At 35.9% G+C, this 22,656-nt stretch carries 18 protein-coding genes; 2 read left to right on the top strand and 16 right to left on the bottom strand.

Annotated elements, in window-relative coordinates; translation table 11 throughout:
- Complete coding sequence (locus tag M0051_RS06140) at positions 1-414, bottom strand: ATP-binding protein (RefSeq protein WP_306740656.1); 414 nt, start codon at positions 412-414, stop codon at positions 1-3.
- 9 nt (positions 415-423) lie between these two features.
- Positions 424-771 carry a hypothetical protein gene (locus tag M0051_RS06135; RefSeq protein ID WP_306740655.1) on the bottom strand — a complete coding sequence of 116 codons (348 nt, stop codon included), beginning with the start codon at positions 769-771 and terminating at the stop codon, positions 424-426.
- 318 nt (positions 772-1,089) lie between these two features.
- On the opposite strand from M0051_RS06135, the gene M0051_RS06130 reads away from it, so the two are divergent.
- Positions 1,090-1,896 carry a hypothetical protein gene (locus tag M0051_RS06130; RefSeq protein ID WP_306740654.1) on the top strand — a complete coding sequence of 269 codons (807 nt, stop codon included), beginning with the start codon at positions 1,090-1,092 and terminating at the stop codon, positions 1,894-1,896.
- A gap of 214 nt (positions 1,897-2,110) precedes the next feature.
- Here M0051_RS06130 and M0051_RS06125 read toward each other — a convergent pair whose 3' ends face one another.
- The 12 genes from M0051_RS06125 to M0051_RS06070 all read right to left on the bottom strand — a co-directional run bounded on the left by M0051_RS06125 (position 2,111) and on the right by M0051_RS06070 (position 15,887).
- Entirely contained in the window at positions 2,111-4,291 is a 2,181-nt protein-coding gene (locus M0051_RS06125) for a S46 family peptidase (protein WP_306740653.1), read from the bottom strand.
- A gap of 26 nt (positions 4,292-4,317) precedes the next feature.
- A complete protein-coding gene (locus M0051_RS06120; RefSeq protein WP_306740652.1) occupies positions 4,318-4,896 on the bottom strand; it encodes a Maf-like protein in 579 nt (192 codons plus the stop codon).
- A 59-nt stretch (positions 4,897-4,955) separates the two neighbouring features.
- Positions 4,956-5,909, bottom strand: coding sequence for a UbiA family prenyltransferase (locus tag M0051_RS06115; RefSeq protein WP_306740651.1), 954 nt, complete (start codon positions 5,907-5,909; stop codon positions 4,956-4,958).
- Between the two features lie 95 nt (positions 5,910-6,004).
- Positions 6,005-6,532, bottom strand: coding sequence for an HAD family hydrolase (locus tag M0051_RS06110; RefSeq protein ID WP_306740650.1), 528 nt, complete (start codon positions 6,530-6,532; stop codon positions 6,005-6,007).
- Between the two features lie 21 nt (positions 6,533-6,553).
- Positions 6,554-7,339: a Rossmann-like and DUF2520 domain-containing protein gene (locus tag M0051_RS06105; RefSeq protein ID WP_306740649.1), complete on the bottom strand. Its 786-nt coding sequence runs from the start codon at positions 7,337-7,339 to the stop codon at positions 6,554-6,556.
- A gap of 4 nt (positions 7,340-7,343) precedes the next feature.
- Entirely contained in the window at positions 7,344-7,844 is a 501-nt protein-coding gene (locus tag M0051_RS06100) for a hypothetical protein (protein WP_306740648.1), read from the bottom strand.
- A gap of 127 nt (positions 7,845-7,971) precedes the next feature.
- Positions 7,972-9,207: an OprO/OprP family phosphate-selective porin gene (locus M0051_RS06095; protein WP_268188821.1), complete on the bottom strand. Its 1,236-nt coding sequence runs from the start codon at positions 9,205-9,207 to the stop codon at positions 7,972-7,974.
- A 141-nt stretch (positions 9,208-9,348) separates the two neighbouring features.
- Positions 9,349-10,542 (bottom strand): OprO/OprP family phosphate-selective porin, encoded by a 1,194-nt coding sequence (locus M0051_RS06090; protein ID WP_306740647.1) that lies wholly within the window; start codon positions 10,540-10,542, stop codon positions 9,349-9,351.
- Between the two features lie 157 nt (positions 10,543-10,699).
- Positions 10,700-11,731, bottom strand: coding sequence for an outer membrane beta-barrel protein (locus tag M0051_RS06085; protein WP_306740646.1), 1,032 nt, complete (start codon positions 11,729-11,731; stop codon positions 10,700-10,702).
- A gap of 360 nt (positions 11,732-12,091) precedes the next feature.
- Complete coding sequence (locus tag M0051_RS06080) at positions 12,092-13,807, bottom strand: acyl-CoA dehydrogenase family protein (protein ID WP_306740645.1); 1,716 nt, start codon at positions 13,805-13,807, stop codon at positions 12,092-12,094.
- Positions 13,808-13,891: 84 nt separating this feature from the next.
- On the bottom strand, positions 13,892-14,911 hold the full coding sequence (locus M0051_RS06075) for an electron transfer flavoprotein subunit alpha/FixB family protein (protein ID WP_306740644.1): 1,020 nt from the start codon (positions 14,909-14,911) through the stop codon (positions 13,892-13,894).
- A 100-nt stretch (positions 14,912-15,011) separates the two neighbouring features.
- The gene (locus tag M0051_RS06070; RefSeq protein WP_306740643.1) at positions 15,012-15,887 is read right to left on the bottom strand and encodes an electron transfer flavoprotein subunit beta/FixA family protein; all 876 of its coding nucleotides are present in this window, start codon (positions 15,885-15,887) and stop codon (positions 15,012-15,014) included.
- 479 nt (positions 15,888-16,366) lie between these two features.
- Between M0051_RS06070 and M0051_RS06065 the strand changes: the two genes are divergently transcribed.
- Positions 16,367-17,833, top strand: coding sequence for a carbon starvation protein A (locus tag M0051_RS06065; protein ID WP_306740642.1), 1,467 nt, complete (start codon positions 16,367-16,369; stop codon positions 17,831-17,833).
- Between the two features lie 26 nt (positions 17,834-17,859).
- Here the strand turns inward: M0051_RS06065 and M0051_RS06060 are convergent, their stop codons facing one another.
- Both M0051_RS06060 and rpoC read right to left on the bottom strand, forming a co-directional pair.
- Entirely contained in the window at positions 17,860-18,186 is a 327-nt protein-coding gene (locus M0051_RS06060; protein WP_306740641.1) for a DUF3467 domain-containing protein, read from the bottom strand.
- Positions 18,187-18,321: 135 nt separating this feature from the next.
- A complete protein-coding gene (rpoC, locus tag M0051_RS06055) occupies positions 18,322-22,584 on the bottom strand; it encodes a DNA-directed RNA polymerase subunit beta' (RefSeq protein ID WP_306740640.1) in 4,263 nt (1,420 codons plus the stop codon).
- Positions 22,585-22,656: the final 72 nt, after the last annotated feature.

The raw sequence follows: 22,656 nt of genomic DNA, 5'->3' as shown, positions 1-22,656 counted from the left end.
CTATCCGAGATAATTTATGATTTCAACTTCTGTACCAACATCTACCTTGCTAGTAATATTCATTTGATCGGAATTACGTTTGATGTTTGGCAAACCCATTCCAGCACCGAACCCCATTTCTCTAACCTGAGGAGTAGCTGTGGAGTATCCTTCTTGCATAGCCTGATCAATATCAGGAATTCCCGGACCTTTATCTTCAATCTTTACAACAATCTTGTCAGTATCGATATCCACGTTCATATTGCCTTCAAATGCATGAGCCACAACATTAACTTCTGCCTCATACAATGAAACAACTGTTCTTTTAATAATCTTAGGGTTTACATTTAGCTGTTTAAGGATTTTTTTCACTTCGCTTGAAGCTGATCCTGCTTTAGAAAAATTACCTCCCTCTATTGTAAACTTAAATTCCATTCTCGCCAATTAATATACAGGTTGTAAACCGATCTCATTTAAAATTGAACAAGCTCTAAACATTGAATGTCCGCATTCAAGTAAAGTAATCTCATTCTCACATGCCAATTCTTTCATTTCCTCTGTAGCTTTCTTATCTCTTACAAACAAAATGAAAGATATATCAGACATTTCCGATGTACGAATGGTCTGCAGATTATTTAAACCTGTTATTAAAAGAAGATTTTCTGTATCTATTGTTAGTACGTCACTCATTAAATCCGAAGCAAATCCAAATTGAATTTCTTGATTCATATCACAGCTTCCACAAATAACACGTGCATTAAGTTTATCAACCACATCTGCCACTTTCACCATTATCGCAGTATTAAGTTATGTTTATCTTTTTAGTCTTTCTTAACGGCACTAAGATAAGAATTTGAGGTATATTAATAAATGATATTTAAAGGAATAGATTTATTTTAATCAAATACATAATTAGTCTAAATAATACCGTATAAACTATCAATTCTAAATAAAAATACGATCCCGATTTTAAGTATTAATTTTCAGAACATATTTAGAAATTAAGATTAAACTACATGCTTGTTATTATTAGGAAGGAGAGTTTTTTTAAGTATATTCGTCATATACCAGAATACATTTGGCTTATTTAGCAAATTATTTCTTTAATTAATGGGGAGAAAAACACAACATATATTGGTCTTAATTCAAGATCAAAATTACATCAGAAAAGCCATAGTGCATGCATTTAAACTAGCATCTATATTTAAAGCAGAGGTCGCATTTACCCAAATTTGCAAAAGCGCTTCCAATAATCAATTACCCTCAAGTTTAATTGGTGAACTGAACTCTGAAAATATAGTTTACAAGGAAATATCATTGGGAAACCCAGCGGTTGAACCCAATAATACAATACAGCAACTTGAAGCCATTTTTATTGTTACTGAGTTTGCAAAAGGTAAGCTTTCAACCTTTAAAAAGAATGAAGTTTTCAAATATCTATACAAGGCTAAAATCCCAAGTATTCTGCTAGGAGAAAAAAGCAAGGAACAGTGTAATTACCAAAACATCACCGTACCTGTTGATTTTAAACGGGAAACAAAAGAAAAAATGATTTGGGCAAGCTATTTTGGACGCTTCAACCAAGCTAGAATTCATTTATTTACTGCCAATCACAAGGCTGAATCAGCTCAACGAAAAATTAAGGCTACACTAATTTTTACAAAGAGAATGTATGAGCAATTTAATTTTGATTATAAAATTGTAAAATCAGAACGAAGTAGTAACTGGTTGAGACAAGATGCCTATTCATTTTCTGAACAATTCCATTCTGATTTAATGGTTCTGCTATCTCAAAAAAATGATGGTTTGCTAAACAAATATTTTGGACCTGCTGAGATAAAAAAATTTCTACGTAATAAAGGAAACCCAATTCTTTTTATTAATCCATTAAAAGATTACTACCTGCCGTGCAACTAGTTAGAAAATCATTATAAACAAGATAAAACATACAAGCCAATAATCTACAAACTAGATTCGCAATTTCTAAAATAGATTATTAACTTTATAGGTAATTATTACAAACAGACAAACAACATCAACTTTAGTTTTCTTTTCATGTCTGTTTAATTATCAAACAAAAAAAAGGAATTACCTCAATCGGTAATTCCTTTTTTATACTTAAAATCTTGCTTTATTTTACAATGTTCATTTCATCAAGTAAATAACTTGCTCCGGCAAACTTATCTACAATAAAAAGAACATATCTGATATCAAGAGATACATTTCTACAAATCTCAGGATCGTACATCAAATCAGACATCACACCTTCCCAAGCACGGTCGAAATTCAATCCAATTAACTCTCCATTTGCATTTAAAACCGGACTACCTGAGTTACCTCCAGTAGTGTGATTGGTAGCTGCAAAACAAACTGGCATTTCACCTTTGGCATTTGCATAATCACAAAAATCTTTCGAGTCGTAAAGATCTCTTAATTTTTGAGGTACATCGTAATCAAAAATTTCAGGATTATCTTTCTCTATGATTCCTTCCAGTGTTGTATAATGAGCATAGCTTACAGCATTTCTTGGTTTATAACCAGACACTTTACCATAATGAACTCGGAAAGTTGAATTTGCATCAGGATAAAATACCTTCTCAGGCTGCATTTTCATTAATCCGGCCATATATGTGCGCTGTAGCTTATCAAGCTGATCCATTATTTTATTGTAATCAGGAGCTATTTTAGAACCATAGAAAAATGAGATATCGTTTGATAATACAAACAAAGGATCCTTGCTTAATTTTTTAGCTTGAGAAACTTTATAATTCTCTATAAACTGATCTAACTTAGATTGACTAGCGAATATCGATTTCGCAAATGCTTTTTCTGCAAACGCTTCAAAATCACCTTTGTATTTTTGTTTGATATTCTTTATCTCCTCAGGTAGAAATTCGTCAGATAAATTGTCGCTATACATCTTTAAAGTTGCTGCCAATAATTTCTTCTCTGTTGGCAGATTGAAGTTCTTATAGAATTTTGCACTTTCTTCCTTTAGTTTATCCAATTCAGGTTGAACCTTATCAGCATCTTTTTTCTCAAAAGTTGACAATGTTTTGAATTTACCGGCCAAACCAACAGTTTCAGCTCCTCTAAATCCAGCTTCCATTGCATAATCTCGAGCTAAACTAAGTGGAGTTACTTGGTTGTAATATGCTTTCATTTTTGCCAGGATACCAGCATATTTTTTCTTCAATTCAGGAGTAGAGTTTGCCCACTCTTCAAATTTCTTCTCAAGAGCCTCTTTCCTTTCGATTGCATTCAATCGATTCAATCCTTTAATTTCACCTTGCCATCTTTTCCAAGAGTTAGCAACACCAGCATATTTAGCCGAATATTGAATTCTAACCATTGGTGAAGCATCCATATCTGCACGCATCAAATCCAATTTCTTGGTTCTGATTTTAATCTTATGAGGATTATCAACCTCGGTCATCATCTTTAAAGCATAAGATGTCAGGTATTCTGTAGTTGTTCCTGGATATCCAAAAACCATGGTAAAATCATCTTGATTTACTCCTTTTAACGAGATTTTGAATGACTGCTTAGGCTTTAAAGGCACATTATCTTTTGAGTATGAAGCTGGTTTATTGTCTTTTCCTGCATAAATTCTGAACATTGAAAAGTCACCAGTATGACGTGGCCACATCCAGTTGTCAGTATCACCACCAAACTTACCAATGGCTGATGGAGGAGCTCCTACCAAACGCACATCTTTAAAGATTTCGTATACTGCCATAAAATACTGATTGCCGTTGAAATAAGCTTTCACACTTGCCCTGTGGTGAGTACTTTTTTCAGCCTCTTCAACAATAGCTTTAATGTGCTTCTTAATCAGCTTCTGACGATCAGATTCCTTCATGTCATCAGTTACGCCATCCAAAACCTGTGCTGTAACATCAGCCATGCGAATTAAAAATGAAGCGGTAATTCCTTCATTTGCCAATTCCTCTTCACGACTCATGGCCCAAAAACCATCTTTTAAGTAATCATGTTCAAGAGTTGAATGTGATTGAATAGCACCATATCCACAATGGTGATTTGTAATCATCAAACCTTGGTCTGAAACCAATTCTCCTGTACAAAAGTGACGGAAAGGTCTTCCCTCTCTCCCAAGTCCAACCACAGCATCTTTCAAACATGCTTGGTTAATGTCGTAAATATCTTCTGCAGTTAACTTGAAACCAACTTTCTGCATGTCTTCAATATTGTACTTCTTTAAAAGCATTGGAATCCACATTCCCTCGTCCGCTTTCACAGTGCTTCCTATTAGCAATAACACTGCTAATAGTAGCAAACTAATCTTTCTCATAATGGTCTATGTTTTAGTATAGTTGTTTAAAATCTTGTTAACTCTTCATATAGTCTTTGAATTGGCAAACCTACAACATTAAAGTAGGATCCTTCAATCCCATCAATGCCAATAAATCCAATCCATTCCTGAATACCATAGGCTCCAGCTTTATCGAAAGGTTTATAATTATCGATGTAATAATCTATTTCCTGTTTTGACAACACCTTAAAATGAACATTGGTGGTAGTGGCAAAACTTACTTTTTTACCTTTACTTTTTAAGCAAACTCCACTGATTACCTGATGCGATCTACCTGATAACGCGTTTAACATCTTAAATGCATCTTCTCTATCTTTAGGTTTTCCTAGAATCCAATCATCAATACAAACAATGGTATCCGCAGTAATTACCAATTCATTATTTGTAAAATCAGATTCAAATACAGAAGCCTTTAATTCCGCCAAATAAACAGGAATTTCTTCAGGTGTTAATCCTTCAGGATAAACCTCATCAACCTCCTTGGTTCTAATTTCAAATTCTAATCCCAACTCCTTTAACATCTGATGTCTACGAGGAGATTGAGAAGCTAATATTAAATGATAATCTTTAAGATTATTCAACATGCTTTTAATTAATTATGAGTTGCAAGTGATGAATTATGAATTACTTTCATAACTCATCTTTATAATTTTTCGACGATATAATTGACAACAAAGGCATAAGAGATACCCGCTAAAAATGCGAATCGAAGTAAGAATTTGCCCATTTTGAATAGGTCTCCTTCTTTAAATTTAACTACTCGGTACGCCAACAAAATCAATGGTAAAATGATCAATATGCCAAAATACCATGGCGTAATTTTATCCATGGGAGCATTTAAGAATTGATACCAAACACCAAAAACTGATGCAGATAAAAATAATATCAATACCACTATAATCACTTTTGCCCATTTTAAACCAACTACTGCAGGCAAACTTTTTCTTTTTATTTCGCGATCTCCTTTTAAGGATAGTATATCTCGGATAAATTGCCCAATCAACACTCCAAAAAAGGCAAAAAATGAGAATGCTCCAACCCAATACAACAAGTAGTTAAAGTTGGTTTTTGAAGCCAGCAAAACATCAGCATAAGTTTTATTTAAAGGTGGTATTTCATAAATAACAACCAATAATGGAACTACTGCGACAATCATTGCCATTAGAACGCTCCCCAATAAAAAGTAATACTTGTACGAAGTTGAATAGAACCAAAGCAAGCCCCCAGCCATGAAAAAAATGAAAACAAACTGCCAATGTCCTACACTATAGGATACGTATCCGCCAAGCAGAATAGAAATACCAGTTAATACTTGATGCATTGCCAAAGCAATTCTTCTGGTAATTTTTCTTCCTACAATTACGTCTTTCTTGTTGAAACGATCAGCCTTTGTATCGAAATAATCGTTAATAATATAACCAGCCGCCGCCATACAAACTGTGGCCAAAACCAGCATGGCAAAATCAACATCGGAAAACTGTAGCTTAATTCTATTAATCCCCAAAATTGGTTCTATAATAAAATATCGCATTACATACTGAACCAACGCTATAATCAATAGGTTAGGAAAACGAATTAGTTTCAAAAAATTACTCATGATTTTAGCTATTTACCGAATCAATATCTCATTTGTAACTATCCATTATTATACTCAAGGTATTATTCATTGATAATTACCAATTCTTAATTGTTTTAGATGCTTTGTATGTTTGTATCAGATTCGTACCACTTTGAATGAGCTCTTAACACCTGCTCAATTACATCACGCACACATCCGTATCCACCATCTTTATCTGATATGTAATTTGATATGGCTTTAATTTGTTCAACTGCATTTGCAGGACACGTAGGAACACCGATTCGCTTCATCACCTCAAAATCAGGCAAATCATCACCCATATACATGATATGATCAGGATCTAAATCATGCTTGGCAATAAAATCTTCGAAATCTTTAATTTTATTCTTCGAAGCCATGTAAATATCAGTCATCCCCAACCCGCGATAACGCTTTTCAACCGCATCGGAAAAACCACCAGTAATAATGGCTACAGGATAGCCTTTCTTAATTGCATACTGAATAGCATAACCATCCTTGGTATTGGCAGTACGCAACATTTCACCATTAGAGTCAATCACAATCGATTCGCTTGAAAGTACTCCGTCAACATCAAAAATGAAAGCCTTAACTTTCATTAAATCTTCCTTAAAAAAAGCCATATTTTATGTGTGTAAATTGTTCTATTTCTTCTCTGAATGCATCTTAAAAATGCTTTCACTGACAAATCTATATAATTTTTGAAAATCAGGTAAATCTTTTAGCTCATTCTCGTGTTTTGTCATGATTTCTTTGTCAAATCGGATGGCAGGTCCGGTTTGTGCAGATACCGGATCAAGCTCCTGTACCTTTTCTGCAGTTTCCTTGATAAGTGGTTTCAACAAATCAAAATCCACATCCTTCTCTGCCAACAACTTTTGCCCAATACTGTACATGTGATTGGCAAAATTGCAGGTAAATACTGCCGACAAGTGCAATTGCTTTCTTTGCTCAGAGTCAATCAGGTGAATATTAGTCGAAATTCTTGCTGCCAGCTCTATCAAATCCTCCTGTAAACCCAAATTATTGGATTCTATGCAAATGGGAATATTTGAAAAATCGACCTTTCTATTTTTTGAGAAAGTTTGCAGTGGATAAAACACACCATAACATTCGGTGTAATCATCAAAGATATCCATAGGAATGCTTCCTGCAGTATGTACAACATCACCAATTGGTATTGGCATTTGATCTAATACAGGCTGTAAAGCTTTATCGCTTAAAGCAAAAATGTACAAGTCGGCATCTTTAGCCAGATTCTGTATATCGCTTAGGGCAGTAGAGTTCACTTTCTCGGCCAAAACGGAAGCCGATTTCAAGGTTCTGCTATAAACCTGCATAATATTTACCCCAGCATCATGTAATGCAATGGCCAATTGTGTAGCCAAATTTCCTGCTCCCAGAATTACAACTTTGTTAATCTTACTCATAGTATTATTTAAGGCCCAATTCCTCAGGCGATGCAGCAATTTTCTTTAAAGGCACTTTTCCTTTGTCAATCATTCCAAACAATTTATGGCAACCTTTCACCAAATCTTCATACATATCCTCAGCCACCAATACCAATCTATCCTCTAAAAAATCGAGATGATCTGCTTCATCAGGCTGATTGGTTCTTGAGCAAAGCAATAGGGATTTACTTGGGACAAAGGAATGCGTTAGTTGATTTCTCAACTTATCGTACAACCAATGATCTTTATTTACAGCTCTATAATCATTCCCCATAAGGATATTTAATGATTTTGAGAATCGTTTTGACGATTGGGCACGAGCTTTTAATGGCTTGTTATCCATAAAGCATCCCAGCGCTTCAATAGCCTGGCCCATAACGATAAACGAAAAGAAATAGAATCCTTCCTTCTGAAGTCGTCCTATTTCATCAATAAAAATCCGTTTAATAAATTCTTTTTCTTCTTCGGCTTGCGATTTATCCATTTAGCAAATATACAGATATTATCGAATTGCATTTACTCCGATGTTGAGGCTTTGAGCTCCGATTTTTGCCAACAAAAAATGCTGCCTATTAAAGACAGCATTATATTCTTACATCCATAGCTTATTCTTAGAACGAAAACTGCAAACGAGTTTGAATCATGTTGAAATTTTCTTCTCCGTTTATTGCATATTTATCCAAATCCACATTGGTATAATTAAATTTTGCCATCATATTCTGAGTAATATACCAATTGCATCCTACCGTATAGTCACGTTGTCTTCCTCCCATACCCTTTAAATAGTAATTACTCGTATCAAATAAATCTGTTTCATTATAGCGAAATGTTATTTCTATAGCCCCTTTGTTAGGTTGAGACAACCTGGCAGTTTGATTACTATACTTGTAATTACCGCCCTTAATCATCCATCCTAATTGTGCATACCAACCTTCGGCGATGTAATCATTAAATTCGGAGTCGCGATTCACCCGAGTCTTTATAAATTCTGATTGGAATGAATAATTCTGGCTGGCATATATCACTTCCAATCCATACATCAGTTGCGATTTGGCATTATCTATAACAACATTAAGAAATCTTTCATTTTCAACATGTGTAGCTGCTCTGGATTGATAGCGAAGCTTTTTATCTTCCTTATCAACAATCCAATAATTTCCTGATACACCAAGATGTAATATGTTCCAATTGTTTTGAATAGGTGTTATTGAAAATCTTGAGCTGACACCATACCCATTGAAGGATAATTTTTTTTCATCTTGACTATGATATGGATAATATCCATAATAGTAGTAAGATCGGCCTTTCTCTTCTTCAATTTCAATATCACCAAATATTCCTAATCCTAAATTATAAGATTTATTCCACCAATTGTATTCAACACCGATATTCCGTCCGGGCCTAAAGGCTTCAATAGTACTGGCAACGTGCATAAACATTGTTGAATTGGTACTTTCAGTTTGTTCAATACCAAATGGCTCCAGAAAATAACCAGCTCTAAGAAAACGATTGGAATCGATACTATATTTTACGTAAGCATCCTTCATATCAATTTCCATTTCCGAAAAATCAACATTAATACTTGCACTCCATTTTTTTGCATAGGCCAAATCAAATCGCAGCCTCAAATCTCTTATTTCTCCTCCACTCTCTAATTCTGTTTTGTCCTCAAAATAATATGCAGCATCTGCAAATATTCTTCCTCCAAATCGCAATTTGAATTTTTGATTCTTGGTTTGAAAATGACTGGTATCATTTTGAAATATCCAATTTAGGGTAGAATTCTTCTGAGCCATTGAATTTCCTACTATCAAAAGGAATAGCAAAGAGAGTGTAAAATTCTTCATGTTAAATTATACATTTATTATACAAGGCATCAAATATAACAATACATAAAATAAGATTCAGAATAAATTATAACATAAAAAAGGTGCTATTAAATAAATAGCACCTCATAAAATATAACTCGATATTCACTTTTAATTGAATTAGAACGAAAACTGTAAACGAGTTTGAATCATGTTAAAGTTTTCTTCTCCATTTAGGGAGTTCTCATCCAAATCAACATTTGTAAAGTGGAATTTTACCAATATGTTGTGATTCACATACCAGGTACCACCAACAGTAATGTCCTTTTGCTTACCGCCCATAATCAAAGCATCGCTATCGTTTAAATCAGTTTGATTGTAACGCGCCAAAAGTTCCACCGAACCTGGACCTGGTTTTGCCAAACGAGCTGATTTCATTTTGTATTTGTAGTTGCCACCTTTTACAAGCCAGCCTACTTGTGTGTAGAAACCTTTTGCTGAATAATCTTCGAAGCTCGACTTTCGATTCACTTTAGCCGAAATATATTCTCCTTGAATTGAAATTGGACCTGTAGCTGCAATCATTTCAAATCCTAGTTTACACTGGCTTTCAGCATTCCCAACTTTTGCATCAATAAATCTGCGTTTCTCAATATGTGTAGCAGCTCTTGAACGATAACGAATCGATTTTGGATTTTCTTCACCTAATTCATTGAATCCTGTTGAATTGGCAGTTCTATAAATTCCGGACATACCAATATGAAACAATCCACCATCTGTTTGAACAGGTGCAAATGCAAATCGTGAGGTTAAGCCATATCCTTCATCACCTTCAGTTTTGTTATTGGTATCGCTACCAAACAAACCAGCTTCCCAAAATATCTTCTTACTCCAGGTTGCATAAGAGAATCCTAAATTTCTTCCCGGACGAAAGGCTTCAATTGTACTGGCAGCATGCATAAACTTTGTTGTTTTCGAACTTTCGGTTTGCTCAATTCCAAAAGGCTCTAAAAAATGTCCTGCTCTAACAAAACTGTTTTTATTGATTTTATACATCAACCAAACATCTTTAAGCGAAACTGCTCCATCGGCAAATCCAATATTAATTTTTGCATTCCATTTTTTCCAAAGATCAGCCTTCACCAATAGACGAATATCTCTTACTTCCGATCCTGATCCTAAATCAGTTTTATCATCAAAATAAGCTGCGGCATCCATGTAAACACGTCCACCTATACCAAATGAAAACTGTCCATCATCAGTTGCCATTTTTATCGATCCTTTTTTTACACTTAACTTTAAGTCATTAGAATTTTGTGCAAATAAACTTCCTGCCAAAAAAAAACAGAAAGCAATTAGGTAGTACTTTTTCATTGTTGGTTGTTTAGGGTTATTTATTTGTAGTTCACAATGTAACAAATTGTAATGTTAGATTAAGAATAAATTATACTTTATAACCAAGCAAAAATACAAACAAAAAAAATGGACAAGCCATAGCCTGTCCATCAATTATAATCGAATCAAGAAATTCTTAAAATTTAAACTCAAGATTTACATATAATAATGAGTTGGTATCTAAAGCATTTTGTTTAAAGTTAAAACCTTGGTAGTTAAATGCCATTTTTACATTTTTTACTGGAGCATATTGAACACCTGCAGTAATAGCACTACCATTCTTAGCATTCCATTTTTCAGTTTCACCTTCCAAAGTATTTGATGTTAGGTAATCGTATCTTCCGAATACTTCCCACTTTTTGTCGAAAGTATAAGTAGAGTAAACTGATAAACCTTCCATGTCATGATCTTCAGCAACTTTCGAATACTTCGTACCATTGGTTAACATGTTATATTCTGCTGCTAATCTGAATTTATCTGAGAATTTATATCCTGCAAAGAACGCTAAAGCTGATACAGTTACATCATCTTCATTACCTCCTTCATCAACAACTTTTGCTGAGTTAGCATCTGCGTATACTTTAGCAATAAATCCTTTTTTCTCGTAGATTAAACTCGCACCAACCTTTTGCTTGCCATCTTCGTCTTGTACTTTTTTATATCCTTCACCATTAATCACAAAAGCATTTGCGGAAAAAGCATCGCTTAATTTAAAATTGGCTTTGATACCTAAATCAGCGCTTGATCCGAAACCATACTGGTCGTTAAACGATTTCATGATGTAACGGTATCCCCAAAATTTTTCTTGTTCTTTGAATTGTACAGTTCCAATCATACCCAAAGAAACCTTAACTGCCGATGAAGCTTTCCATTCCAATTGTGCTTTTTTCAAATAAGCAGTATAATCGCTACCACTATCGTTCTTGCCAACATCTAATGTGATACTAGCCTTTAATCCTTTAGCAATGTTATAATCGTAGCCTAAGTAAGCTCTTTTAATTTCAAAGCTGCTTTCCTGATCTTCACCATCTGTCATATCGTAATGATAGTTAAAAAACACCTTTCCATTTACTTTACCCGATGGAGTAAATTCCGATTTGTCTTGTGCTACAGCAGCAAATCCTAAAAATAGTGCCAAAGCACTAACAAATAATTTCTTTCCTTTCATTTGGTTTGTTTTAGTAGTATGTAATCTTAATGTAATTAAGTCGACATATTTTCTTAATAACTGCGGACAAAGCTAATTCCTTTCACCAAAATAGCTGGAAAAAATATTTTAAGGAATCGTTAATTCGAGTTAACGATGAATTAACATTAGCTAAAGCCCATTGTTTCCATGAAAGAGAATAATACCGATTATTAATTAATATGAGACATTTGTTCGTGTTACTCCAATTGCCTAATTAATTATATATCGGCATTTCAATTTAATATTTCACAGTTTCGCTTACACTCACTTTGAAATTTAAATGGTATAAAAAAGAGGTTCCCAATAAGGAAACCTCTTCACATTAAGTCTTAGACTTTATTATTTTTTGAAAATACCTAGATCTTTCAATTCTGAAGATTGGATGTATTCAAGGTATGAAGCAACTTTTGCTTTTCCCATTTTAACAAACACTTCACAAGATGCATGGTATTTGTCATTTCTTGTAGTATCAGTCAACAACAAGTATCCCATAATGATATAACCGGCCATTTCTACTAAGCGACGAGCGTGAAAATCAAGGAAATCGTTGTGATCCGCAGTAGCGTTAATTTCATTTACTTTTGCTACAGCTTCTTCATATTTCGCAGTCATACCTTTCAAGGTAGTTCTTAGGTACTCGTACTGAGGATTCAATTCAGATGCTTCGTATTCCTTAATCTGTCCAAGATATGCACCTGTAGTTACTCCACGAATAGCAGCAACAACCTGCAACTGAGTAGTTCCTTCGTAGATATTGGTAATACGAGCATCACGAACCAAACGCTCAATTGGGTAATCTTTCATATAACCCGAACCAGCGTGAACTTGCAATGAATCGTAAGCAATCTCGTTACAGAATTCTGAAGCAAACAACTTCAACAATGGAGTAAATACATCAGCTAATTTCTGATATTTTTTCATATCCATTCTCTCATCCTTATCCAAAGAACGATCTTGAGAAATGTGGAAGTATGCTTTATAAACATCAACAAAACGAGATGTTTCATATAGAACAGAACGGGAAGCATTCAATTTAGCTTCCATATTGGTAAGCATTTCATAAACCGCAGGGAATTCGATAATTGCTTTACCAAACTGACGACGTTCTTTAGCGTAAGCCAAACCTTCACGGTAAGCAGCTTCAGCAATACCTACCGACTGAGCACCTACTCCTAAACGTGCACCATTCATCAATGACATTACATACTTGATCAATCCCATTTTACGAGAACCAACCAACTCAGCAGGAGCATTGGTAAATACCAACTCACAAGTAGGAGAACCAATGATACCCATTTTGTGCTCGATACGACGTACTTTAACAGCCATGTGTTTCTTGTCGTAGATGAACATAGAAAGACCACGACCATCAGAAGTTCCTTCTTCAGAACGAGCAAGAACCAATGAAACATCACCATCACCGTTGGTAATGAAACGCTTCACACCATTCAAATACCACTGATCTTCTTCTTTGTTGTAAGTTGCTTTCAACTGCACAGCCTGAAGGTCAGAACCAGCATCCGGCTCAGTCAAGTCCATTGCAGCTGTAGCACCTTTTGCAAAGCGTGGAAGGTATTCAGCTTTTTGCTCTTTTGAAGCAAATTCGTGAATGGTTTCAGCACAGTCCTGAAGACCCCAGATGTTAGCAAAACCACCATCAGCACGAGATACCAATTCAGCAGCCATTACGTAAGGTACAATTGGGAAGTTCAACCCGTCGTACTCACGTGGAAGTGACATACCAATTAAACCAGCTTTGGTTAACGCTTCGTGGTTTTCAGCAGTACCTTTTGCATAAATTACACGGTCGTTTACAACCTGTGGACCTTCCTGGTCAACACCTTCAGCGTTTGGACCAATAATATCACCACAAATTTCACCTACAATTTCTAAAGTACGATCGTAAGAATCCATTGCATCCTCAAAATCAAGAGGAGCATAATCGTACTTGTCTTTATCTTCGAAGTTGCGCTCTTTAAGTGCAACAATTTTTTTCATTAAAGGATGTTCCAGGTGGAACTTCATATCCTCGTTATCTCTATAGAAATTAGCCATTTTCTTAATGTTTAATGGTTAACGATTAATGATTACTTTGATTGTTTAATGATTCATTGATCATTATACATTCATCATTAAACATTACTTTGTATTTTCTTTGTATTGCTTAATCATCTTAGGTAATACTTCTGCAATATCACCAGTAATTACGTAATCAGCGAAAGCGTTGATTGGCGCATTTTTATCGGTATTAATCGCAATTACCATTGCTGATTCTTCCATACCTGCAGTGTGCTGAATCTGACCTGAGATACCGCAAGCGATATACAACTTAGGACGTACAGTAACACCTGTTTGACCAATTTGACGCTCGTGAGAAGCAAAACCAGCATCAACAGCAGCACGTGAAGCACCTACTTCACCACCAATAACTTCTGCCAATTCTGTCAACAAGTTAAAGTTTTCTTTTGAACCAACACCGTAACCACCAGCTACAATAATACCAGCATTTTTGATGTTAACTTTTGACTTCTCCATGTGACGCTCAATTACTTTAATTACAAAGTCCTCTGGCTTCACATATTTTTCTACATCGATATTTTTAACTTTTCCTTTGTATGCATCAGAAACGATTTCCTTCTTCATCACACCCTCGCGCACTGTAGCCATTTGTGGACGACAATCAGGGTTGATAATGGTTGCAACAATGTTACCACCAAATGCAGGACGAATCTGATACAACAAATCTTTATATTCTTTCTTGTTTTTCTTGTCTTCGTGGTCTCCAATTACAAGACTTGTACAGTCGGCAGTAAGACCAGAGTGAAGAGCAGAAGAAACACGAGGACCCAAATCACGACCGATACTTGTAGCACCCATCAAAGCAATTTGTGGCTTTTCTTCATCAAATAATTTTACCAAGATTGAAGTGTGAGGAAGAGTTGTATAAGGATACAAGCGCTTGTCATCAGCAATCCATACCTTATCAACACCGAAAGGCATAACTTGCTTTTCCACACCTTTTAATTCATGTCCGATTACGATAGCTTCTAACTCACATTTTAAATCGTCAGCTAGCTTTCTACCTTTTGTAAGAAGTTCAAGACTCACATCAGCAACCTGACCTTCTTCTATTTCGCAATATACAAATACGTTATTCACGGTTTCAATTTTTTAAATTCCACTTTTTCAGTGAACAGTTAACAATGATCAGTAATCAGAAAAACTGATAACTTTTTACTGATAACTGACAACTGATTTGTTACCCAATGGTATGGTTAGCGATTAATTCTTTCATTAACTCACCCATATCCTCTTCAGTTGGCTCAAGCACCTTCGCTTCTTTAGCCTGGAAAACTACATTTTCAATAGATTTCACTTTTGTAGGAGATCCAGTTAAACCTAGTTCTTCTGCATTGGTATCAATATCATTAACACTCCACTCGCCAATGTTTAGGTATGGACGATTGTTGTGTAATGCGATATAGTCTTCGTCAGCATTTTGCATTTCAGAAACCGCTCTGGCATGCTTGTATTTCATCACGAATTTAGCGTTGCGTGGACGACATTCAGGAGCTGAAGCGTTAACAGTTACAACCATTGGCATTTTACCTTCAACTGTTTCAACACCTCTCTCTAAACGACGCTTCACAACTACATTTCCTTTTTCGGCAGATACAATATCTTCTGCATAAGTAATTTGAGGTAATCCTAGTTTTTCAGCAACCTGTGGTCCAACCTGAGCTGTATCACCATCAATTGCCTGACGACCTGCAATAATAATATCAATTTTACCCATTTTCTTTAGGGTACATGACAAAGCGTATGAAGTAGCCAATGTGTCAGAACCAGCAAATGCGCGGTCAGACAAAAGGATACCATTGTCGGCTCCGCGGTATAGACCTTCACGAATAACTTCCGCAGCTCTACCTGGTCCCATGGTTAAAAGAGTAACTTCTGTGCCTTCGTACTTATCTTTCAAACGTAATGCTTGTTCCAATGCATTCAAATCTTCAGGGTTGAAGATTGCCGGCAAAGCCGCTCTGTTCACAGTTCCATCCGCTTTCATAGCATCTTTCCCAACATTTCTAGTATCAGGAACCTGCTTCGCAAGAACAACAATTTTTAAACCTTTCATTCTATATGTGTTTTACATCAGTTTTGACGTTAATTTATTGAGATACCTCGAAATAAAATAATGACTCTTTATTCTGTATCTAAGTAAATCAACTAATCACTAATTATTATTTCTATATTCAGGTTTGCTCATTTTACCATTGAATTCGTAAAATTCAGAGCTTAGCAAATATAAAGATTCGAATACTTAAAACAAATCTTAATTGCGTATGCAAAGCCACTTATAAAAGATCTGTTAGTCTTTTATTATTTCACAAGATCACAGTAGTTTAGAATACTACTATTTATCAGTGATTCTCGATATAATTTTCAAAAAGGATAAATGATAAAATCAAAATAATCAAGCTATTAATAAAGAAATAAATCGTTTATTAATCATAGCTGAAACCCATCCTCTATGCCTTCCTCGCTATTTAATAATGATGTTCAATGAATCAATCTATTAAAAATCGTTAATTTTGATGCAAACTGATTATTACGATGATTACATTCTTATCTGCAATATTAGCTCTTGTTATTGGCTATTTTGTTTACGGCAAATTTATTGAACGCTTCTTTGGAGCCAATGATAAAATTAAAACTCCTGCTGTTCGACTTGAGGATGGTGTAGATTTCATTCCTATGCCAACCTGGAAAATGTTCACCATTCAGTTCTTAAATATCGCAGGATTAGGACCTATTTTCGGAGCAATATTAGGTGCAATGTATGGCCCTGTTGCCTACATCTGGATTGTTCTGGGCTGTATTTTTATGGGTGCTGTACACGATTATTATTCTGGAATGCTTTCCATTAGAAACGATGGTGCAAGCTTGCCTGAAATTGTAGGAAGGTACCTGGGACTTCCTGCCAAAGTTATTCTAGCAATCATCACATTTGCATTACTAATAATGGTTGGTGTAGCTTTTGTAACTGGTCCGGCAGGATTGTTGAAAGATTTAACTGATGGAGGATTGCACTACTGGCTTTATGGAATCTTTGGATATTACTTAATTGCAACCTTACTTCCCATCAATAAAATTATTGGTAAGATTTATCCAATTTTTGGAGCTGCACTATTAATCATGGCCTTTAGCATAGCTGGTATCATGCTATACAATGGTTTCAATGGCAGTTTTCACCTAAATGAACTATCTTTTGGCCAGTTAAAAAATATGCATGTCAATCCTACTCAAAACATCTTGTATCCAATGATGTTTATTGTAATATCCTGTGGGGCCATTTCCGGATTTCATTCTACACAGTCGCCTATGATGGCACGCTGCATGCGTAAAGAAAGTTATGGCCGCCCTGTGTTTTTTGGTGCCATGATTGCTGAAGGAATTGTAGCAATTATATGGGCTACCGCTGCAATGAACTATTTTGGAACAGCGACAGACTTAAATAATACAATTGCTTCGGGACACAATCCTGCATGGGTTGTGAACGAGATTTGTAACACCTGGCTAGGCCAAGTGGGAGCTATTTTTGCCATTGTTGGTGTAATTGCCTGCCCTATTACCACTGGAGATACCGCCTTTAGAAGTGCTAGATTAATGATTGCTGATTTCTTTAAACTGGAACAAAAATCTTTAAAGAGTAGATTACTCGTATCCATTCCGCTTTTTGTATTGGGATTTATACTTTCTCAGCTAAGCTTTGGTACCATTTGGAAATTCCTTGGTCTTTTTAATCAATTGTTATCCATGGTAATGCTTTGGACAGCGGCCATGTATTTGGTAGAGAAAAAGAAAAATCATTTCATCATTAGTTTACCTGCAACATTCATGACAGCCATTTGTGCTACGTTTATATTGGTTGCACCTAATAAAAATGGAGGATTGGCAATTGATACAAGTGTAGGTTACGCAATAGGAATCGTGATAGCATTGTTAGTATATTTATGGTTTCTGATTACAGCTCATAAAAAAAATGTAAAACAATCAATATTAAAACTATCTGAGATATAAAAAAAGGAAGCTAAATGCTTCCTTTTTTATGCTTGTCCAGTAGGTCCAAAGTTCATTGGAATAACAGGTCCTTGTGGTCCATTGTTTTCCTCCACATTCTTAATTGGGCCATGCATGCTTTCAAACTTGTGAATATTATCTTGCAAGGCCATTAGAAGACGCTTTGCATGTTCAGGTGTCAATATAATTCTTGATTTAACATCGGCTTTAGGAACTCCTGGCATCACTCTTACAAAGTCTACCACAAATTCAGAGCTCGAATGTGTAATTACCGCTAAATTAGAATAAGTTCCTTGTGCTACATCTTCTGTCAATTGAATATCTATTTGTCCTGAAGGCTTTTTATCACTCATAATGTATCTATTTTTATTGATTTCTTATCTACACTGGTAAAATTAGGAAATTAATTTTGAATGTTCTGCCAATTCTAAACAATAAAAAAGGGTGTTCCCAATGGAAACACCCTTTAATATTTAGAGTCCTATATTTTAGAATTCTGATTTATTGTCAAGAAGCTTTTCGTACTCTTCCTTCGCTCCTACTACAACATCTTTGTATTCTCTTAAACCTGTACCTGCAGGAATCAAGTGACCACAAATAACGTTCTCTTTCAGACCTTCTAATTTGTCCATTTTACCGCTAATCGCAGCTTCATTCAACACTTTAGTAGTCTCCTGGAACGATGCAGCAGAAATGAAACTCTTCGTTTGAAGAGCCGCTCTTGTGATACCTTGCAAAATCTGAGTAGAAGTTGCAGCGATAGCTTCACGAGCTTCAACAAGCTTCATATCACGACGCTTCAAGATAGAATTGATATCTCTTAGTTTTCTTGCTGTAACAATCTGTCCAGCTTTCAACTCGTCCGAATCACCTGCATCAACAACAACTTTCTTACCGAAAATTTCATCGTTTTCACGCATGAATTCCATCTTGTCGATAATTTGTTTCTCCAAGAACTTAGTATCTCCTGGATCAGCAATAACTACCTTACGCATCATCTGACGAACGATAATCTCAAAGTGCTTATCGTTAATCTTCACACCCTGCATACGGTATACATCCTGTACTTCGTTCACGATATATTCCTGAACTTTTGTAGGTCCTTTAATCGATAGGATATCAGCTGGAGTTGTAGCACCTTCTGATAATGGAGTACCCGCTCTTACATAGTCGTTCTCCTGAACAAGGATCTGTTTTGAAAGAGGTACCAAGTACTTCTTAACATCTCCTGTTTTGGTTGTAACAACAATCTCACGATTACCACGCTTGATCTTACCAAATGTAACCTCACCATCAATTTCAGAAACAACAGCTGGATTAGATGGGTTACGAGCCTCGAACAACTCTGTAACACGTGGAAGACCCCCGGTGATATCACCCGCCTTACCAAGAGCTCTAGGAATCTTAACAACAGACTGACCAGCAACAACCATCTCACCTTCGTTCACAGAAATGTGAGCACCTACTGGTAAGTTGTAAGATTTCAATACCTCACCACTAGAGTTTAAAATCTTAACACTTGGGTTCTTGGTCTTATCTTTAGATTCTACAACTACTTTCTCAGCAAAACCAGTTGCTTCATCCGATTCCTCTTTATATGTAACACCTTCAATCAAGTTATCGAAAGTAACCTTACCTGAGAATTCAGTAACGATCATAGCATTGTATGGATCCCACTCACAAATCAAGTCACCTTTCTTAACATCCTGACCATCCTTAATATACAATTTAGATCCGTAAGGAATTGTATGAGTAGTCAAGGTAATGTTGGTGTTTTTATCAATGATACGCAATTCAGCCAGACGACCAATTACAACATCATGCTTATCTCCTTCTTTAGGAGTATGTTCTACAGTTCTTAATTCTTCGAATTCTGCGTAACCATCGTATTTCGATTCAACAGAGTTTTCAGCAGAAACGTTACCCGCGGTACCCCCTACGTGGAAGGTACGAAGAGTAAGCTGTGTACCCGGCTCACCAATTGACTGAGCTGCAATAACACCAACTGCTTCCCCTTTCTGAACAGCCTTACCTGTTGCAAGGTTACGTCCGTAACACTTAGCACAAACCCCTTGTTTAGATTCACAAGTAAGTACCGAACGAATCTCAACACGTTCAATCGGAGAATTTTCAATTGTTTGAGCGATCTCTTCAGTAATCTCAACCCCTGACTTCACAATTAATTCACCTGAAATTGGGTGATATACATCATGTACAGTAGTTCTACCAAGAATTCTTTCACTTAGAGATGCAACAACTTCCTCCTGATTCTTAATCGCTGTAGCAGTTAAACCTCTTAATGTTCCACAGTCTCTCTCATTAATGATAACATCCTGAGCAACATCAACCAAACGACGAGTAAGGTAACCCGCATCCGCAGTTTTCAATGCCGTATCCGCAAGACCTTTACGCGCACCGTGAGTAGAAATAAAGTACTCCAATACAGAAAGACCTTCCTTAAAGTTCGAAAGAATCGGGTTTTCAATAATTTGACCACCGGTAGCACCTGATTTCTGAGGTTTTGCCATCAGACCACGCATACCACCCAACTGACGAATCTGCTCTCTAGAACCACGGGCTCCAGAATCAAGCATCATGTAAACCGAGTTAAAACCTTGATTATCGGCAATCAACTGATTCATCAATGTTTGAGTCAAATTAGCGTTAACATGTGTCCAAATATCAATAATCTGATTGTAACGTTCATTATTGGTAATGAAACCCATGTTATAGTTAGCCAACACTTCTTCAACTTGTGCGTAACCTTCTGCAACAAGATCTTCTTTCTCTGCAGGAACGATAACGTCAGCCAAGTTAAACGAAAGACCACCTTCGAATGCCTTACGGTATCCTAAGTCTTTGATATCATCCAAGAATTTCGCACAGGCATCAACCCCACATTTCTTGAATACATATCCAATAATATCACGAAGTGCTTTTTTAGTAATCAACTGATTAATAAAACCAGCTCCTTCAGGAGTAAATTGATTCAAAATGATACGACCAATAGTAGTTTCAATAATTGTATCTACCAATTCATCATTTTCATCCAAATCCTTAACCTTCACTTTAATCACAGAGTGAAGATCTACTGCTTTCTCGTTGAAAGCAATCATAGCCTCTTCTGTCGAATAGAAAGTTAATCCTTCCCCTTTACTTCCTTTTCTAGGCTTAGTAATGTAGTAAAGACCCAATACCATATCCTGAGAAGGAACTGTAACTGGTGCACCATTAGCAGGGTTCAAAATATTGTGAGAACACAACATTAACATTTGAGCCTCTAATACTGCTTCGTTACCAAGTGGCAAGTGAACCGCCATCTGGTCACCATCAAAGTCGGCATTAAACCCAGTACAAGCAAGTGGGTGTAGACGAATTGCTTTACCCTCGATCAATTTAGGTTGGAAAGCCTGAATACCTAAACGGTGAAGAGTAGGAGCACGGTTAAGAAGAACCGGATGTCCTTTCAGTACATTTTCCAAGATATCCCAAACTACAGGATCTTTTCTATCTACAATTTTCTTTGCTGATTTTACAGTTTTTACAATACCTCTCTCAATCAATTTACGAATTACGAAAGGCTTGTACAATTCCGCTGCCATGTCTTTTGGAAGACCACATTCATGCATTTGCAAGTCTGGTCCTACAACAATTACAGAACGAGCAGAATAGTCAACACGCTTACCCAACAGGTTTTGACGGAAACGACCTTGCTTACCTTTCAATGAGTCTGAAAGAGATTTTAAAGGACGGTTATTTTCAGTCTTAACTGCGTTAGATTTACGTGAGTTATCGAATAATGAATCAACCGCTTCCTGAAGCATACGTTTCTCATTACGTAAGATTACTTCCGGAGCTTTGATCTCAATTAATCTTTTCAGACGATTGTTACGAATAATTACTCTTCGGTACAAATCGTTCAAATCTGAAGTTGCAAAACGTCCACCATCCAATGGTACCAATGGACGAAGTTCTGGTGGAATCACAGGAACAACTTTAACAATCATCCATTCCGGATTGTTTACTCCTTGTGACTCGCGGAAAGCTTCAACTACTTGCAAACGCTTCAATGCTTCATTTTTACGCTGCTGAGAAGTTTCTGTATTTGCTTTATGACGTAAATCGTATGATAAAGAATCAAGATCTAAACGACCTAACAAGCTATACAAAGCTTCCGCTCCCATTTGAGCAATAAACTTATTTGGATCATCATCATCCAAAAATTGATTTTCCATTGGAAGTTCATCAAGAATATCTAAGTATTCTTCTTCCGTTAGAAAATCTAAATATTTAATACCATCAGCTGATTTAACACCAGGATTAATTACTACGTATCTTTCGTAATAAATAATTGTGTCAAGCTTTTTGGTAGGTAATCCTAAAAGATAACCGATCTTGTTTGGTAATGATTTGAAGTACCAGATGTGCGCAACAGGAACAACCAACTGGATGTGTCCCATTCTTTCGCGTCTAACCTTTTTTTCTGTTACTTCAACACCACAGCGGTCACAAACAATACCACGATAACGGATACGTTTGTACTTACCACAATGACACTCATAATCTTTAACGGGACCGAAAATTCTTTCACAGAATAATCCATCACGTTCCGGCTTATAAGTACGATAATTGATGGTTTCAGGCTTTAAAACCTCTCCACTTGATCTTTCAAGAATTTCTTCTGGAGAAGCAAGACTGATAGAGATTTTTGTAAAATTGCTCTTTACTTGTTTATCTCTTCTGAATGCCATATGTTGAAAATTAGGAAATTAACAATATTATTCTATAAAAGTGAATGATCGAAAATTCGAACATTCACTTTA

Origin of the sequence: Marinifilum sp. D714, from assembly GCF_030851345.1 — a bacterium.
In the GTDB taxonomy this organism is placed as follows: domain Bacteria; phylum Bacteroidota; class Bacteroidia; order Bacteroidales; family Marinifilaceae; genus Marinifilum.
This window is presented reverse-complemented; position numbering and strand designations above follow the sequence as displayed.